This is a genomic window from Pseudomonas sp. RIT-PI-q (genome assembly GCF_001297125.1).
In the GTDB taxonomy this organism is placed as follows: Bacteria; Pseudomonadota; Gammaproteobacteria; order Pseudomonadales; family Pseudomonadaceae; genus Aquipseudomonas.
In genome coordinates, this window is the sequence record NZ_LHPC01000046.1 from 104,257 (window position 1) to 121,511 (window position 17,255).

The 17,255-nt window shown below is 61.0% G+C and carries 13 protein-coding genes; all 13 read left to right on the forward strand.

Going from position 1 to position 17,255, the window contains the following annotated elements; all coding sequences use genetic code 11:
• The 13 genes from AEQ67_RS24880 (at position 1) to mdoH (ending at position 17,094) form a co-directional block, all read left to right on the forward strand.
• Complete coding sequence (locus AEQ67_RS24880; protein ID WP_059406438.1) at positions 1-852, forward strand: ABC transporter permease; 852 nt, start codon at positions 1-3, stop codon at positions 850-852.
• Positions 849-1,679: a quaternary amine ABC transporter ATP-binding protein gene (locus AEQ67_RS24885; RefSeq protein ID WP_059406439.1), complete on the forward strand. Its 831-nt coding sequence runs from the start codon at positions 849-851 to the stop codon at positions 1,677-1,679. Before AEQ67_RS24880 ends, AEQ67_RS24885 begins: the two co-directional genes overlap by 4 nt.
• A gap of 167 nt (positions 1,680-1,846) precedes the next feature.
• Positions 1,847-3,370: a histidine ammonia-lyase gene (hutH, locus tag AEQ67_RS24890; RefSeq protein WP_059406440.1), complete on the forward strand. Its 1,524-nt coding sequence runs from the start codon at positions 1,847-1,849 to the stop codon at positions 3,368-3,370.
• Positions 3,371-3,484: 114 nt separating this feature from the next.
• The gene (gene hutH, locus AEQ67_RS24895) at positions 3,485-5,017 is read left to right on the forward strand and encodes a histidine ammonia-lyase (RefSeq protein ID WP_059406441.1); all 1,533 of its coding nucleotides are present in this window, start codon (positions 3,485-3,487) and stop codon (positions 5,015-5,017) included.
• A gap of 137 nt (positions 5,018-5,154) precedes the next feature.
• Entirely contained in the window at positions 5,155-6,564 is a 1,410-nt protein-coding gene (locus tag AEQ67_RS24900; RefSeq protein WP_059406442.1) for an amino acid permease, read from the forward strand.
• Positions 6,565-6,581: 17 nt separating this feature from the next.
• Positions 6,582-7,787, forward strand: coding sequence for an imidazolonepropionase (gene hutI, locus AEQ67_RS24905; protein ID WP_059406443.1), 1,206 nt, complete (start codon positions 6,582-6,584; stop codon positions 7,785-7,787).
• A gap of 10 nt (positions 7,788-7,797) precedes the next feature.
• Entirely contained in the window at positions 7,798-8,601 is an 804-nt protein-coding gene (hutG, locus tag AEQ67_RS24910) for an N-formylglutamate deformylase (protein WP_059406444.1), read from the forward strand.
• 263 nt (positions 8,602-8,864) lie between these two features.
• Entirely contained in the window at positions 8,865-9,812 is a 948-nt protein-coding gene (locus AEQ67_RS24915; RefSeq protein WP_059406445.1) for a choline ABC transporter substrate-binding protein, read from the forward strand.
• 145 nt (positions 9,813-9,957) lie between these two features.
• The gene (locus AEQ67_RS24920; RefSeq protein ID WP_059406446.1) at positions 9,958-10,875 is read left to right on the forward strand and encodes an alpha/beta hydrolase; all 918 of its coding nucleotides are present in this window, start codon (positions 9,958-9,960) and stop codon (positions 10,873-10,875) included.
• A 104-nt stretch (positions 10,876-10,979) separates the two neighbouring features.
• Positions 10,980-11,951 carry a prolyl aminopeptidase gene (gene pip / locus AEQ67_RS24925; protein WP_059406447.1) on the forward strand — a complete coding sequence of 324 codons (972 nt, stop codon included), beginning with the start codon at positions 10,980-10,982 and terminating at the stop codon, positions 11,949-11,951.
• Complete coding sequence (dtd, locus tag AEQ67_RS24930) at positions 11,948-12,385, forward strand: D-aminoacyl-tRNA deacylase (RefSeq protein ID WP_034148582.1); 438 nt, start codon at positions 11,948-11,950, stop codon at positions 12,383-12,385. The genes pip and dtd overlap by 4 nt, the downstream gene beginning before the upstream one ends.
• A gap of 322 nt (positions 12,386-12,707) precedes the next feature.
• Positions 12,708-14,531: a glucan biosynthesis protein G gene (locus AEQ67_RS24935; protein WP_059406448.1), complete on the forward strand. Its 1,824-nt coding sequence runs from the start codon at positions 12,708-12,710 to the stop codon at positions 14,529-14,531.
• Positions 14,524-17,094, forward strand: coding sequence for a glucans biosynthesis glucosyltransferase MdoH (gene mdoH, locus AEQ67_RS24940; protein ID WP_059406449.1), 2,571 nt, complete (start codon positions 14,524-14,526; stop codon positions 17,092-17,094). The genes AEQ67_RS24935 and mdoH overlap by 8 nt, the downstream gene beginning before the upstream one ends.
• The last annotated feature ends 161 nt before the right edge of the window (positions 17,095-17,255 follow it).

Sequence of the window (17,255 nt, forward strand, 5' to 3'; positions counted from 1 at the left end):
ATGTTTCCCGAAAGCTTTACCTTTTCCATCGCCGACTGGGTCAACGGTTGGGTCGATTCGCTGGTCACCAACTACGGCGACGTGTTCCGGCACATCTCCGACACCCTGTTGTGGGCCATCGTCAATCTTGAAGGGCTGCTGCGTGCGGCGCCCTGGTGGCTGATGCTGGCAATCGTGGCGGGCGTTGCCTGGCCCGCGACCCGCAAAGTCGTGACCACCGCCGTGATCGTCGGTCTGCTGTTCCTGGTAGGCGCGGTCGGCCTCTGGGACAAGCTGATGCAGACCCTCGCGCTGATGATGGTCGCGACGGTCATTTCGGTGCTGATCGGCATCCCGCTGGGCATTCTCTCGGCACGCAGCAATCGCCTGCGTTCGGTGCTGATGCCGTTGCTGGACATCATGCAGACCATGCCGAGTTTCGTGTACCTGATCCCGGTGCTGATGCTGTTCGGCCTGGGCAAGGTCCCGGCGATTTTCGCCACCGTGATCTACGCCGCACCACCGCTGATCCGCCTGACCGATCTGGGCATCCGCCAGGTCGACGGTGAAGTGATGGAAGCCATCAACGCCTTCGGTGCCAACCGCTGGCAGCAACTGTTTGGCGTACAACTTCCACTGGCCCTGCCGAGCATCATGGCCGGGATCAACCAGACCACCATGATGGCCCTGTCGATGGTCGTGATTGCCTCGATGATCGGTGCTCGCGGCCTGGGCGAAGACGTGTTGGTGGGGATTCAGACCCTCAACGTCGGACGTGGCCTTGAAGCCGGTCTGGCGATCGTGATTCTGGCAGTGGTGATCGACCGCATTACTCAAGCGTACGGTCGGCCACGGCATGAGGTGAGCAAATGAACAACGAAGCCATCAGCAAAATCGAAGTCAAAAACGTCTTCAAGATTTTCGGCAACCGCTCCAAGGAAGCGCTGGGCATGATCAGCCAGGGCAAAACCAAGGATCAGGTGCTGGCCGAAACCGGCTGTGTGGTCGGCGTCAACGACTTGTCCCTGAGCATCGGCACCGGCGAGATCTTCGTGATCATGGGCCTGTCGGGTTCCGGAAAATCGACGTTGGTGCGCCACTTCAATCGCCTGATCGACCCGACCAGCGGCGCGATCCTGGTCGACGGCGTGGACATCCTGCAATACGACATGGAAGCCCTGCGCGAATTTCGCCGGCACAAGATCAGCATGGTGTTCCAGAGCTTCGGCCTGCTGCCGCACAAGACCGTGGTGGATAACGTCGCTTACGGCTTGAAAGTGCGTGGCGAGACCAAGCAAATGTGCTCCGAGCGTGCGCTGCACTGGATCAACACCGTGGGCCTCAAGGGCTACGAAAACAAATACCCGCATCAGCTTTCGGGCGGCATGCGCCAGCGTGTGGGCCTGGCCCGCGCCTTGGCGGCGGACACCGACATCATCCTGATGGACGAAGCGTTCAGCGCACTCGATCCGCTGATCCGCGCCGAAATGCAGGACCAGTTGCTGGAGCTGCAAAAGACCCTGCACAAGACCATCGTGTTCATCACCCACGACCTCGACGAGGCCGTGCGCATCGGCAACCGCATTGCGATCCTCAAGGATGGCCGTCTGATTCAGGTCGGCACGCCAAGAGAGATCCTGCATTCGCCGGCGGATGAGTATGTCGACCGGTTCGTACAGCGGCGGGCGGCGGTGGTTTAAAGGTTTGTGGTGATTGGGTCGGCCTCATCGCGGGCAAGCCCGCTCCCACAGGGATAGGTTGCGTTACACAATTGTGTGTACACCCGGAACCACTGTGGGAGCGGGCTTGCCCGCGATGGCGCCCGTAGAGCTGCATCAATATTCAAGTTGTACGCACGAGGTCAAAGATGTCCCAGGCTGAAAAAATCGTTATCGCCGACGCCCCGTTGCGCTGGCAGGATGTGGTTGCCGTAGCCCGCCATGGCGCGCAGCTCGAGCTGTCGGCCGAGACCTGGGCCCGGATCGAGAATGCCCAGGCGATCGTCCAGCGCATCGTCGTCAGCGGTGAACGCGCCTATGGCGTCAACACCGGCCTCGGCGCCTTGTGCAACGTCTCGCTCAAAGACGAGCAACTCAGCCAACTGTCGCGCAATACGCTGCTCAGCCACGCCTGTGGCGTCGGCGCGCCGTTGGCCGACGAACAGACCCGCGCCATTATCTGCGCGGCCATTCGTAACTACAGCCATGGCAAATCCGGCATTCATCGCCGGGTGGTCGAAGCGCTGCTGGCACTGCTTAATCGTGGCATCACCCCGCAAGTGCCGTCCCAGGGCTCGGTCGGTTACCTGACCCACATGGCGCACATCAGCATCGCGCTGCTGGGCGTCGGCAATGTCAGCTATCGCGGGCAGATCGTTTCCGCGCAGCAAGCCTTGGCCGAAGAAGGCCTGCAACCGGTTCAACTGGGTGCCAAAGATGGCTTGTGCCTGGTCAACGGCACGCCGTGCATGACCGGCCTCAGCTGCCTGGCGCTGGCCGACGCCACCCGTCTGCTGCAATGGGCCGACGTGATCGGTGCCATGAGCTTTGAAGCCCAACGCGGGCAGATTGCTGCGTTCGATGCCGAGATCATCGCGCTCAAGCCACATCCGGGCATGCAGCAAGTCGGCATCAACCTGCGGGCGTTGCTCGATGGCAGTGAAGTGATTGCTTCGAGCAAAGGTATTCGCACCCAGGATGCGTTGAGCATCCGCTCGATCCCGCAAGTGCACGGCGCCGCTCGCGATCAGCTTGAGCACGCCAGGAAGCAGATCGAAACCGAACTCAACTCCGTCACCGACAACCCGATGTTGCTGGGCACGCCGGACAACTTCCGGGTGATGTCCCAGGCCAACCCGCACGGCCAGTCCGTGGCACTGGCGGCAGACTTGCTGGCCATCGCCATGGCCGAAATCGGCTCCATCGCCGAGCGTCGCCTCGATCGCCTGATCAACCCGCACGTCAGCGGTTTGCCGGCCTTCCTGGTGGCCAATCCGGGGGTGAATTCCGGGATGATGATTGTCCAGTACGTCGCCGCTTCGCTGTGTGCGGAAAACCGTCAATTGGCTCAACCGGCGGTGCTCGACAACTACGTCACCTCGGGCCTGCAGGAAGATCACCTGAGCATGGGCACCAACGCGGCGCTGAAGCTGCACCGTGTCCTGGAGAACTGCACGCAGATCCTCGCCATCGAGTACCTGCTGGCGGCCCAGGCGTTTGAGTTCCTCAAAGAACAACGCTTCGGCGCCGGCACCGATGCCGCGTGGCGCCTGCTGCGCGAGCGGGTTCCCGCGTACGACCAGGACCGCTGGTTGGCGCCTGATATCGCCGCCGCTGCCAGCGTGTTGAAAGACCCGATTTTGTTGCACAAGGCTTTACCGAATCTGAATTGATTCCCACCACACCAGCGTGCCAAGGCGCGGCTCCCCAACAGAGAGACGCGACGGACAACGGACATCTCCGGAGCGTCTGGTGAGTTAATAAAAGACTCTCAAAAGGAGAATGATGTGACTGCGCTTAATTTGATTCCCGGCCAACTGAGCCTTGCCCAACTGCGTGATGTTTATCAGCAACCGGTCAAAATCACCCTCGACAACAGCGCCTCGGCGCAGATCGAAGCCAGCGTTGCCTGCGTGGAACAGATCCTCGCCGAGAACCGCACTGCGTATGGCATCAACACCGGTTTCGGCCTGTTGGCTTCGACCCGCATCGCCAGCGAAGACCTGGAAAACCTGCAGCGCTCGCTGGTCCTGTCCCACGCCGCCGGTGTCGGTGAGCCGATCAGCGACGCGCTGGTGCGCCTGGTCATGGTGCTTAAGGTCAACAGCCTGAGCCGTGGTTTCTCGGGTATTCGTCGCAAGGTTATCGACGCCCTGATCGCGCTGATCAACGCCGAGGTTTACCCGCACATTCCATTGAAAGGTTCGGTCGGTGCATCCGGCGACCTGGCGCCGTTGGCCCACATGTCGCTGGTACTGCTGGGCGAAGGCAAGGCCCGCTACAAAGGCGAATGGATGGAAGCCACCGAAGCGCTGAAAGTCGCCGGCCTGACGCCGCTGACCCTGGCGGCGAAAGAAGGTCTGGCGCTGCTCAACGGCACTCAGGTGTCTACCGCTTACGCGCTGCGCGGTCTGTTCGAAGGTGAAGACCTGTTCGCCGGTGCCTTGGCGCTGGGTGCCTTGACCGTTGAAGCGGTATTGGGCTCGCGCTCGCCGTTCGACGCGCGCATCCACGCTGCTCGTGGCCAGAAAGGCCAGATCGACGCCGCTGCCGCTTACCGTGATCTGCTGGGTGAGCGCAGTGAAGTGTCCGACTCGCACCAGAACTGCGAGAAGGTACAGGACCCGTACTCCCTGCGTTGCCAGCCGCAAGTCATGGGCGCCTGCCTGACCCAGTTCCGCCAGGCTGCCGAAGTGTTGGTCATTGAAGCCAACGCCGTCTCCGACAACCCGTTGGTCTTCGCTGCTGAAGGCGACGTGATCTCCGGTGGTAACTTCCACGCCGAACCGGTGGCCATGGCGGCCGACAACATGGCGCTGGCCATCGCTGAAATCGGTTCCCTGAGCGAGCGTCGTATCTCGCTGATGATGGACAAGCACATGTCGCAACTGCCGCCGTTCCTGGTGGCCAATGGCGGCGTGAACTCCGGCTTCATGATCGCCCAGGTGACTGCGGCGGCACTGGCCAGCGAAAACAAAGCGTTGTCGCATCCGCATTCGGTGGACAGCCTGCCGACATCGGCGAACCAGGAAGACCACGTGTCCATGGCCCCGGCGGCTGGCAAGCGCCTGTGGGAAATGGCCGAGAACACCCGTGGTGTTCTGGCGGTTGAATGGCTGGCTGCGGTGCAGGGTCTGGATCTGCGTGACGGTCTGAAAACCTCGCCAAAACTGGAAAAAGCGCGCGGGATTCTGCGTGCCGAAGTGCCTTTCTATGAGAAGGACCGCTTCTTCGCACCGGACATCAATGCGGCGTCTGAACTGTTGGCTACCCGTTGCCTGAATGAACTGGTGCCGGCGAAGTTGCTGCCTAGCCTGTAATGGTTCCAATGTAGGCGCTGCCGCAGGCTGCGATCTTTTGATCTTGCTTTTTAAAAGATCGCAGCCTCGTTGCACTCGACAGCTCCTACAGGAGGCGATTCGGTTTGGCGTCGAATAAAAATAATTAGGGACGAGCAATGCAACAGCAATCAAAAGGACTCAAACGCGGGCTTTCTGCCCGACATATTCGCTTCATGGCGCTGGGGTCGGCGATCGGCACCGGGCTGTTTTACGGTTCTGCCTCGGCCATTCAAATGGCCGGGCCTGCGGTACTGCTGGCTTACCTGATCGGTGGCGCGGCGGTGTTCATGGTCATGCGCGCCCTCGGCGAGATGGCGGTGCACAACCCGGTGGCCGGCTCTTTCGGCCAGTACGCCAGCACCTATCTGGGGCCAATGGCGGGCTTCATCCTCGGTTGGACCTACGCGTTCGAAATGGTCATCGTCGGCATGGCCGACGTCACTGCGTTCGGTATTTACATGGGCTTCTGGTTTCCGGAAGTCGACCGCTGGATCTGGGTGCTGGGCATCGTCTCGGTGGTCGGCGGCTTGAACCTGTGCAACGTCAAAGTCTTTGGCGAAATGGAGTTCTGGCTGTCGCTGCTCAAGGTCGCGGCCATCGTCGCAATGATCCTCGGCGGTTTCGGCATCATGCTGTTCGGCATCAGCAGTGCACCCGGCGCCCAAGCGACCGACATCAGCAACCTCTGGAGCCATGGCGGCTTCATGCCCAATGGCGTAGGCGGCCTGATCGCTTCGTTCGCCGTGGTGATGTTTGCCTTCGGCGGCATTGAAATCATCGGCGTAACCGCCGGTGAAGCCAAAGACCCGCAGCGTGTGCTGCCGCGGGCGATCAATGCTGTGCCGTTGCGTATTTTGCTGTTCTACGTGCTGACCATGCTGGTACTGATGTCGATCTTTCCGTGGCAGCAGATCGGCAGCCAGGGCAGCCCGTTCGTGCAGATTTTCGACAATCTGGGGATCAGCTCGGCGGCGACTATTCTGAATATCGTGGTGATCTCGGCGGCGATTTCAGCCATTAACAGCGACATCTTCGGCGCAGGCCGCATGATGTACGGCCTGGCCCAGCAAGGGCATGCGCCCAAGGGCTTCGCCAGGTTGTCGCGCAATGGCGTGCCGTGGATGACGGTGGTGGTGATGAGTGGCGCGCTGTTGCTGGGCGTGCTGTTGAACTACCTGATTCCGGAAAACGTCTTCCTGTTGATCGCTTCCATCGCGACCTTTGCGACGGTGTGGGTCTGGTTGATGATTCTGCTCACTCAAGTGGCGATGCGTCGTTCGATGAGCAGCGAGCAGGTCGCGCAACTGAAATTCCCGGTGCCGTTCTGGCCGTATGCGCCGATGGCGGCGATTGCCTTCATGCTGTTCATCTTCGGCGTGCTGGGCTATTTCCCGGACACCCAGGCGGCGTTGATCGTCGGCGTGGTCTGGATTGCTCTGCTGGTGCTGGCCTACCTGACGTGGGTCAAACCTGCGGCAGGCCAGGCAGCACGGGTCGAGCAGGAACCTTCTTTTTCACATCGATAACCTAACGGAGGCCACGGATGAAAACTCTCTGGCAACACTGCCACGTCGCAACCATGGCGCAAGGCGTCTACTCGATCATCGAGGATGCGGCCATCGTGACGTCAGGTGCGCACATTGAGTGGATCGGCCCGCGCGGCGAACTGCCGGCGGGTGAGTACCCGGTCGTCAACGATCTTAAAGGCGCCTGGGTCACGCCGGGCCTGATCGATTGCCACACCCACACGGTGTTCGGCGGTAACCGCAGCGGCGAATTCGAACAGCGCCTGCAAGGCGTCAGCTATTCGGAAATCGCCGCGGCCGGTGGTGGCATTGCCAGCACCGTTCGCGCCACCCGCGCAGCGACTGAAGACGAGTTGTTCGCCAGCGCCGCCAAGCGCCTGAAGAGCTTGCTGCGTGACGGCGTGACCACGGTCGAGATGAAATCCGGCTACGGCCTCGACCTGGCCAGCGAACGCAAGATCCTGCGTGTGATCCGTCGCCTCGGCGCCGAACTGCCGGTCAGCGTGCGCAGCACCTGCCTGGCCGCTCACGCCTTGCCGCCGGAATACGCCGATCGCGCCGACGACTACATCGACCATATCTGCGCCGAGATGCTTCCGGCACTGGCCGCCGAAGGGCTGGTGGATGCGGTGGACGCGTTCTGCGAATACCTGGCGTTTTCCCCGGCGCAGGTCGAGCGGGTGTTCATCACCGCACAAGAACTGGGCTTGCCGGTGAAACTGCATGCCGAGCAATTGTCGTCGCTGCACGGGTCGAGCCTGGCGGCGCGTTACCACGCACTGTCGGCTGATCACCTGGAGTTCATGGACGAAGACGACGCCATCGCCATGGCCCAGTCCGGCACCGTCGCGGTGTTGCTGCCCGGCGCGTTCTACTTCCTGCGCGAAACCCAGTTGCCGCCGATGGACGCGCTGCGCAAACACGGCGTGAAGATCGCCATCGCCAGCGACCTCAACCCCGGCACCTCGCCAGCGCTGTCGGTGCGCCTGATGCTGAACATGGCGTGCACCTGTTTCCGCATGACCCCGGAAGAAGCCTTGGCCGGTGCGACGATTCACGCCGCCACCGCATTGGGCATGGCCGAGACTCATGGATCGCTGGAAGTCGGCAAGGTCGCGGATTTCGTCGCCTGGCAAATTGATCGTCCCGCCGACCTGTCGTACTGGCTGGGCGGTGACCTGGAAAAACGCGTCGTGCGTCACGGCGTCGAAACAAGCGTTTAGGAGAACAGTTGTGGATAAGGTTCTGAACTTCAAACAAGGCCGCGTGCCGCTGCTGATCAGCATGCCCCACGCGGGCCTGCGCCTGACCCCGGCCGTAGAAGCCGGGTTGATTCCCGACGCGAAAAGCCTGCCGGACACCGACTGGCACATCCCCAAGCTTTACGAGTTTGCCGCCGAGCTGGGCGCCAGCACGTTGGCGGCCGAGTATTCACGGTTTGTCATCGACCTGAACCGACCGTCCGACGACAAGCCTTTGTACGTCGGCGCGACCACGGGTCTGTACCCGGCGACGCTGTTCGACGGCATCCCGCTGTTCCGCGAGGGGCTGGAGCCTTCAAAAGAAGAGCGCGCGACCTATCTGGAGCAGATCTGGACGCCGTACCACAGCACGTTGCAGAACGAACTGGCGCGACTGAAAGCCGAGTTTGGCTACGCGCTGCTGTTCGACGCGCACTCGATCCGTTCGATCATCCCGCACCTGTTCGACGGCAAGCTGCCGGACTTCAACCTCGGCACCTTCAACGGCGCCAGTTGCGATCCGCAGTTGGCGACTCAACTGGAAGCGATCTGCGCCAAGCACGCCGATTACAGCCATGTGCTGAACGGTCGCTTCAAGGGCGGCCACATCACCCGACATTACGGCAACCCGGCCGAGAACATTCATGCGGTGCAACTGGAGTTGGGCCAGTGCACGTACATGGAAGAGTTCGAGCCGTTCCGCTATCGGCCTGATCTGGCAGAGCCGACGCAGGTGGTACTGAAGGAATTGCTGCAAGGCCTGCTCGCCTGGGGCGAGCAACACTACAAGCGCTAAACCGACGCATAACCCTGTAGGAGCTAGCTTGCTAGCGAAGACGGTGGATCAGTCACCATCGATGCCGACTGACACGCCCTCTGCGCGAGCAAGCTTGCTCCTACAGGGTATGTGTTCGACTTGATAACGGATCACGCGTCGCCACCGTGCAAAACACGGTCGCCACAGTTCGCTTTTACCGCTCGTCTGCTGCGTAATGTTTGGTCCACGGTGCACAAAGACACCGGCCCGACAATAATCCGCTGCCGCACGAGACTCTCCCAATGAAAAGACTGTTCACCCGCTGTCTCTCCATCCTCTGCGGCACGGCTCTTCTGAGCACCAGCGTTCTGGCCAATGACGACCCTTCCTGCAAGGCCGTGCGCATGGGCGTGGTCAACTGGACCGACGTCATCGCCACCAGCGGCATGGCCGACGTGCTGCTCAACGGCCTCGGCTACGAGAGCAAGCAAACCAGCGCCGTGCAGCAAATCATCTTCGCCGGCATCCGCGACAAGCGCCTGGACATCTTCCTTGGTTACTGGAAACCGGCGATGGACAAGAACATCGCGCCGTTCGTGGCCGCCAATCAGGTGAAGGTCATGGATAAACCGAGCCTGGCCGACGCCCAGGCAACCCTCGCCGTACCTGAGTACGTCGCCGAAGCAGGGCTGAAAACCTTCGCTGACATCGCCAAATTCAAAGACAAACTCGGTGGCAAGATCTACGGCATCGAGCCGGGCAGCGGCGCCAACACCACCATCAAAACCATGATCGAGACCAATCACTTTGGCTTGAAGGACTTCAAACTGATTGAATCCGGTGAAGCCGGCATGCTCGCCGCCGTGCAGCGCGCGGTGAATCGCAAGGAGTTCGTGGTGTTCGTCGGCTGGACCCCGCACCCGATGAACATCAATATGAAGATCGCCTACCTGACGGGCAGCGAAGACGTCTACGGCCCGAATGAAGGTGCGGCGACCGTCTCCACCGTCACCGCCCCGGACTACGCCCAGCGCTGCCCGAACGTGAATCGCCTGCTGGAAAACCTGACCTTCACCGCCGCCCTGGAAAGCCAGTTGATGGTGCCGATCATGGAGCGCAAGACGCCACAGGATGTCGCCAGGCAATGGCTGCGCGACAACCCGCAAGATCTTCAGCGCTGGCTCGCCGGTGTCAGCAGTTTCGATGGCAAGGATGGCGTGGCCACCGTTCAGGCCAGCCTGAAAAACTGACCGTCACCGCAACTCCCCTGTAGGAGCTGGCTTGCCAGCGAAGGCAGCGTGTCAGATGACATCAATGTGGCCTGACACACCGCCTTCGCTGGCAAGCCAGCTCCTACAGGGGGGCCACAAATCTCTCTGAACGGGCACCAGGCTTATGGCTCCTTATCCGCTTTCCGAACAGATGACGGCTTTTGTCGAGAAAACCGTCGGCTTCAACAGCACCGACAGCAGCCTCGCCGGTTTGCGTCAGGCCTATAGCGAGATGTGCCGGGCGTTCACTCCGCCACGTCCGGCCGGGCTTTACGTGGTCGATTTCGAATTGGCTGGCGTACCGCTGCGTTCTTATCAGCCGCCGGTTCCGCCGTCGACCAACGGTGTCCCGTGCATTGTGTATCTGCATGGCGGCGGCTGGGTGGTGGGAGATCTGGATTCCCACGACTTCATCTGCACCGAACTGGCGTCGACCCTCGGTGTGTTGGTGATCGCCGTCGACTACCGTTTGGCGCCGGAACATCCGTTTCCGGCGGCGTTCGATGACTGTCTGAAAGTCTGGCGAGCCCTGCGCTCAGGACCGTTTCGGCTCGACCCTGCGCGTACGCTAGTGGCAGGCGACAGTGCCGGCGGCAATCTTGCCGCCGCGTTGTGCCTGGCACTGCGCGATGCCGGCGAGCCTGTGCCCTGTGCGCAGGTGCTGATTTATCCCGGCCTCGGCGGCGATCATCGGTTGCCGTCGCGCAGCGAATGCGTCGACGCCCCGTTGCTCAGCAGCAGTGATGTGGATTGCTATCACGCGTTGTACTTGCGGGGCACCCGACAGCCGGGCGCCTATGCGATGCCATTGCTCGCCAACGACTACAGCGGCCTGCCGCCCGCGCTGGTCGCCGTGGCGCAATTCGACCCGCTGCGCGATGACGGTGTGCGTTACGCCGAACGACTGAACGCCGCCGGTGTGAAGGCGACACTATATTACGGGGAAGGGCTGGTTCACGGTTGTTTACGCGCTCGGGGGCAAGTCGCCGAGGTCGACGCCCTCTATGAAACCCTGTCCAGATATCTGACGGCAAAACTCTGACTCTGCAAGGGCATGCTCATTGGCGTAATTCGGGTTTATGATGCCGGACGGCAGAATAATAGAAGTCCCCCCAGGGATGACCTCGACCCCTTACGGAGCGCGCAATGCAGACTTTGTACCCGCAGATCAAACCCCACGCCCGGCACGATCTGGCCGTCGATGAAACTCACACGCTGTATGTCGACGAAAGCGGTTCACCGGAAGGTTTGCCGGTAGTGTTCATCCACGGCGGCCCCGGTGCCGGGTGTGATGCCCAGAGCCGCCGGTATTTCGATCCGAACCTGTATCGCATTGTCACCTTCGACCAGCGCGGTTGCGGTCGCTCCACGCCCCACGCCAACCTCGAAAACAACACCACCTGGGATCTGGTCGCCGACCTCGAGCGAATTCGCAAGCACCTGGGCATCGAGAAATGGGTGCTGTTCGGCGGGTCCTGGGGTTCGACGCTGGCCCTGGCCTATGCACAAACCCACCCGGAGCGTGTGCACGGTCTGATCCTGCGCGGGATTTTTCTCTGCCGTCCGCAGGAAATCGAGTGGTTCTATCAGGCGGGCGCCAGTCGTCTGTTCCCCGACTACTGGCAGGACTACATCGCGCCGATCCCTATGGATGAGCGCGACGACTTGCTCTCGGCTTTCCACAAGCGCCTGATCGGCAACGATCAAATTGCCCAGATGCACGCGGCCAAGGCCTGGTCCACCTGGGAAGGCCGGACCGCGACCTTGCGCCCGAACCCGCTGGTGGTCGATCGTTTCTCCGAACCACAGCGCGCGTTGTCCATCGCCCGCATCGAATGCCACTACTTCACCAACAACGCGTTCCTGGAGCCGAACCAGCTGATCCGCGACATGGGCAAGATCGCCCATTTGCCGGGCGTGATCGTCCACGGTCGCTATGACGTGATCTGCCCGCTGGATAACGCTTGGGAACTGCACCAGGCCTGGCCGAACAGCGAACTGCAAATCATCCGGGACGCCGGCCATGCCGCCTCCGAACCGGGGATTACCGATGCATTGGTGCGCGCGGCCGATCTGATGGCCCGGCGTCTGCTTGACCTGGCTCCTGAAGAAGCATGAAGGGCCTGCTGCAACGGGTGCGTGGCGCCCGAGTCGAGGTAGCGGGGGAGGTGGTCGGCGCAGTCGATCAGGGTTTGCTGGTACTGGTGGCCGTCGAGCCCGAGGATACTCGGGCCAGCGCCGACAAACTTCTTAATAAGCTGCTTAACTATCGAGTGTTCAGCGACGCCGAGGGCAAGATGAATCTGTCCCTGGCGGATGTGGGCGGTGGGTTGCTGCTGGTCTCTCAGTTCACCCTGGCCGCCGACACCAAAAGCGGATTGCGCCCGAGTTTTTCGACTGCTGCCCCTCCGGCCCTGGGCGAAGAACTCTTCGACTATCTATTAGGCAAAGCGAAACAGGTGCATGGCACTGTGGCATCAGGTAGATTCGGCGCGGATATGCAGGTGCACCTGGTCAATGATGGCCCGGTCACCTTCCTGTTACAGACCTGAAAGCGCTTGAAACATCTTTTTAAGCCCTTTTCGACTGAAAACAGGGGTTTTTCGCGAGAAATACTTTGTTAGCCCTGATGCGTTGTAACGCGGCCTACTAGATAATCGCGCGCTACGGGGATCAGCGTTCGTTGGTCCGTTTTTGACTTAGGTAGAGACTTGTCCTGGACCGATTGGGGAATCATTTAGCCCCACCGGAGTCGGAACAATGCTCGCCAACTTGGCAAGAGTGGTCCGTAAGGTCGGTTTTTCCATGCCGTACACCTCACAGGCCCTTTAACTGGCCGTTGGTTTTTTGATCTGTTTTCGGCGAGGGTTGCTCGTGATTGTTAGTCCCTGTAATGCACCAAAATTGACTGCCACACGGTTCCGAAGCGCTCTGGTAGCGGGCTCTGCTCTGCTCTGCCTGCTCAGCGCCGGCCAGCTTTGGGCATTCAGTCTGGATGATGTGTCGGTCAAGGCAAAAGAGCTGGCCGGGCAGAAATTCGAAGCTCCGCGCAGTAACCTGCCGAACGAATTCCGCGAAATGAAATTCGCGGACTACCAAAAAATTCGTTTCCGCACCGAAAAAGCCGAATGGGCCGATCAGAAAACCCCGTTCAAGCTTTCGTTCTATCACCAGGGCATGCACTTCGATACGCCGGTGAAAATCAACGAAATCACGGCTAACACCGTCGAAGAGATCAAATACGACCCAAGTCGTTTCGACTTCGGCGACGTGCAGTTCGATCCTAAGGCCACCGAACAACTGGGTTATGCCGGTTTCCGTGTGCTGTACCCGATCAACAAGGCCGACAAGCAAGACGAAATCATGACCATGCTCGGCGCGAGTTACTTCCGCGTTGTCGGCAAGGGTCACACCTATGGCTTGTCCGCTCGCGGCATGGCCATCGACACCGCATTGCCGTCCGGCGAAGAATTCCCGCGTTTCACCGAGTTCTGGATTCAACAGCCAAAACCGGGCGACAAGCACCTGGTGATCTTCGCCCTGCTGGATTCGCCACGCGCGACCGGCGCGTACCGCCTGACCCTGCGTCCAGGCAGCGACACCATTGTCGACGTCAAGGCCCGGATGTTCCTGCGTGACAAGGTCACCAAGCTTGGCGTTGCGCCGCTGACCAGCATGTTCCTGTTCGGCGCCAACCAGCCGTCGAAAGTGCTCAACTACCGTCGCGAGCTGCACGATTCCAGCGGTCTGTCGATCCATGCCGGCAACGGCGAGTGGATCTGGCGCCCACTGAACAACCCGAAACACCTGGCGGTGAGCAACTTCTCGATCGAGAACCCGCGCGGCTTCGGCTTGCTGCAACGTGGCCGTGACTTCAGCCACTACGAAGACCTCGACGACCGTTACGACAAGCGCCCAAGTGCCTGGATCGAGCCAAAAGGCGATTGGGGCAAAGGTTCTGTAGACCTGGTGGAAATTCCGACCGCCGACGAAACCAACGACAACATCGTTGCGTTCTGGAGCCCGGAAAAACTGCCTGAGCCTGGCCAGCCGCTGGACGTTGCCTACCGCATGCACTGGACCATCGACGAAGCCGCCCTTCACGCACCGGACAGCGCCTGGGTGCAACAGACCCTGCGTTCCACGGGTGACGTGAAACAGTCCAACCTGATCCGTCAGCCGGATGGCAGCGTTGCCTACCTGGTCGACTTCGAGGGCCCGTCCCTTTCCGCATTGCCGGAAACGGCAGACGTTCGCAGTCAGGTCAGCGTTGGCGAGAATGCCGAACTGGTCGAGAACAGCGTGCGTTACAACCCTGAAACCAAGGGCTGGCGCCTGACCCTGCGGATGAAAATCAAGGATCCGGGCAAACCGACCGAGATGCGTGCCGCACTGGTCGAGAACATCGTGCCTGCCGATCTGGCCAAGTCGTCGATTCCGGCGTCTAATTCTTCTGTAGCCAAGGCTGACAAGGTGGCTGCCAAGCAACAAGAGAAGATGGACAAAGACGTCAAGCAAGCTGAAGCCAAGCAGGCCGACGCCAAGCCAGTCGCGGATACCAAGAACAAGGACAACAAGGACAACAATGACGCCAAGCAGCCAGTCGCTGCGGACGCGGTCCCAGCCACACCGGAATCGGCAGCGACTGAAGAAGTCCTGACCGAGACCTGGAGCTACCAGTTGCCTGCCGATGAGTAATTCACACGTACAACCAGAGACTCTTGCCGAGTATCTGGCGCATTTACCGATGACCGACCAGCAGCGCGCGGAACTCGCGGGCTGCCAGTCTTTCAGCGAACTGCACGAGCGTCTGTCGTCTTCGACGTTTGACGCGCCGACCGAGGCCGCCCAGGCGTCGGTTGGCAAGCGCCTGACCCTGAGCACTGCCGAAGAACTGCAGGACGCCGAAATGCTGGTGCTCGATGCCAGCGGTCGCGTCTGCCTGCGAGCGACCCCACCGATTCGCCGGACCAAGGTCGTGCCGGAGCCGTGGCGCACCAACATTCTGGTGCGTGGCTGGCGTCGTCTGACCGGTCGCACCAATCCGCCGGCCCCGCCGAAGGATGAACGCGTGTTGCCGGCCGCTCGCTGGCGCACCGTCGGTTCGATCCGTCGCTACATTCTGTTGGTCCTGATGCTCGGCCAGACCATCGTGGCGGGCTGGTACATGAAAGGCATCATGCCGTACCAGGGCTGGTCGTTCGTCGACCTCAACGAAGTGCTGCATCAACCGCTGACCCAGACGGCCACGCAAGTGCTGCCGTATGCACTGCAAACCAGCATCCTGATTCTGTTCGGGATTCTGTTCTGCTGGGTGTCGGCCGGTTTCTGGACCGCGCTGATGGGCTTCCTCGAGTTGCTCACCGGCCACGACAAATACCGCATTTCCGGCAAAAGCGCCGGCAACGAGCCGATCGCCAAGGACGCGCGCACCGCACTGGTGATGCCGATCTGCAACGAAGACGTGCCACGGGTGTTTGCCGGTCTGCGGGCGACGTTCGAGTCGGTCGCGGCCACGGGTGACCTGGATCGCTTCGACTTCTTCGTCCTCAGCGACAGTAACGATGCCGATATCTGCGTCGCCGAACAGCAAGCCTGGCTCGACGTCTGCCGTGAAGCCAAAGGCTTCGGCAAGATCTTCTATCGCCGCCGTCGCCGTCGGGTAAAACGCAAAAGCGGCAACCTCGACGACTTCTGCCGTCGTTGGGGCGGTGACTACAAGTACATGGTCGTGCTCGACGCGGACTCCGTGATGAGCGGCGATTGCCTGACCAGTCTGGTGCGCTTGATGGAAGCCACGCCGGACGCCGGGATCATCCAGACCGCGCCACGTGCGTCGGGCATGGACACGCTGTATGCGCGCATGCAGCAGTTTGCGACCCGCGTGTACGGTCCGCTGTTTACCGCTGGCTTGCACTTCTGGCAGTTGGGCGAATCCCACTACTGGGGCCACAACGCGATCATCCGCATGAAGCCGTTCATCGAGCACTGCGCCCTGGCGCCGTTGCCCGGTAAAGGCGCGTTCGCCGGTGCAATTCTGTCCCACGACTTCGTCGAAGCTGCGCTGATGCGCCGTGCCGGCTGGGGCGTGTGGATTGCCTACGACCTGCCGGGCAGCTATGAAGAACTGCCGCCGAACCTGCTGGACGAACTCAAGCGTGACCGGCGCTGGTGCCACGGCAACCTGATGAACTTCCGCCTGTTCCTGGTCAAGGGCATGCACCCGGTGCACCGCGCGGTGTTCCTGACCGGCGTGATGTCTTACCTGTCGGCACCGTTGTGGTTCTTCTTCCTGGTGCTGTCGACAGCGCTTCTGGCGGTCAACACCTTGATGGAGCCGCAGTACTTCCTGGAACCGCGCCAGCTCTATCCGTTGTGGCCGCAATGGCACCCGGACAAGGCGATTGCGCTGTTCTCGACCACCGTCGTGCTGCTGTTCCTGCCGAAGCTGTTGAGCATCATCCTGATCTGGGCCAAGGGCGCGAAAGAGTTCGGTGGCAAGTTCAAAGTGACGCTGTCGATGCTGCTGGAGATGCTGTTCTCCATGCTGCTGGCGCCGGTGCGGATGATTTTCCACACCCGTTTCGTGCTCGCCGCGTTCCTCGGCTGGGCCGCGACCTGGAACTCGCCACAACGTGACGACGACTCCACGCCATGGAGCGAAGCGGTCAAGCGCCACGGTCCGCAAACCTTGCTGGGCTTCTTCTGGGCCTTGCTGGTTATCTGGCTGAACCCGAGCTTCCTGTGGTGGCTGGTGCCGATCGTCGGTTCGCTGATGCTGTCGATCCCGGTGTCGGTGATTTCCAGCCGTGTCGGCCTGGGCCTCAAGTCCCGTGACGAGAGCCTGTTCCTGATTCCTGAGGAATACAATCCGCCACAGGCGTTGCTGGCGACTGACCAGTACACCCACGAAAACCGTTGGCATGCGCTGAAAGACGGCTTCATCCGTTCGGTGGTCGACCCACAGCAGAACGCGTTGGCGTGCTCGCTGGCGACGTCCCGTCACGGTCAGGCCGAGCCGATCGAGTGGCTGCGCGTCGAGCGGGTTCGTCATGCGCTGAAGGTCGGACCTGAAGGGCTGACCAACAACGAGCGCGTGGCCCTGTTGAGTGACCCGGTGGCATTGGGTCGCTTGCACGAGCAGATCTGGAACGAAGGTCACCCCGAGTGGCTGGATGCATGGCGTAAATCGGTGAAAGCCGATCCCCATGCGCCGCTGTTGCCGCTCAAGCCCCTGAGCGTGCAGCCTCAGTTGGCATAACGAAAAACCCCGCGAAAGCGGGGTTTTTTTTGATCGCGTACAAGCAACAAATCCTGCTTAAACCCTTGTGCAAACGGGCGAGTGCGTTAGCATCCGTCCCCGAATTGGTGCGCCCGGACAACTTTCTGTTCGTATCTGCCGGTTTTCCAAGGGAAACCCGC

Excerpts from the sequence above, each read along its gene's own strand:
- AEQ67_RS24880 (WP_059406438.1), top strand. The coding sequence starts at position 1 with ATGTTTCCCGAAAGCTTTACCTTTTCCATCGCCGACTGGGTCAACGGT.
- AEQ67_RS24885 (WP_059406439.1), top strand. The coding sequence starts at position 849 with ATGAACAACGAAGCCATCAGCAAAATCGAAGTCAAAAACGTCTTCAAG.
- hutH (WP_059406440.1), top strand. The coding sequence starts at position 1,847 with ATGTCCCAGGCTGAAAAAATCGTTATCGCCGACGCCCCGTTGCGCTGG.
- AEQ67_RS24900 (WP_059406442.1), top strand. The coding sequence starts at position 5,155 with ATGCAACAGCAATCAAAAGGACTCAAACGCGGGCTTTCTGCCCGACAT.
- hutI (WP_059406443.1), top strand. The coding sequence starts at position 6,582 with ATGAAAACTCTCTGGCAACACTGCCACGTCGCAACCATGGCGCAAGGC.
- AEQ67_RS24915 (WP_059406445.1), top strand. The coding sequence starts at position 8,865 with ATGAAAAGACTGTTCACCCGCTGTCTCTCCATCCTCTGCGGCACGGCT.
- AEQ67_RS24920 (WP_059406446.1), top strand. The coding sequence starts at position 9,958 with ATGGCTCCTTATCCGCTTTCCGAACAGATGACGGCTTTTGTCGAGAAA.
- pip (WP_059406447.1), top strand. The coding sequence starts at position 10,980 with ATGCAGACTTTGTACCCGCAGATCAAACCCCACGCCCGGCACGATCTG.
- dtd (WP_034148582.1), top strand. The coding sequence starts at position 11,948 with ATGAAGGGCCTGCTGCAACGGGTGCGTGGCGCCCGAGTCGAGGTAGCG.
- mdoH (WP_059406449.1), top strand. The coding sequence starts at position 14,524 with ATGAGTAATTCACACGTACAACCAGAGACTCTTGCCGAGTATCTGGCG.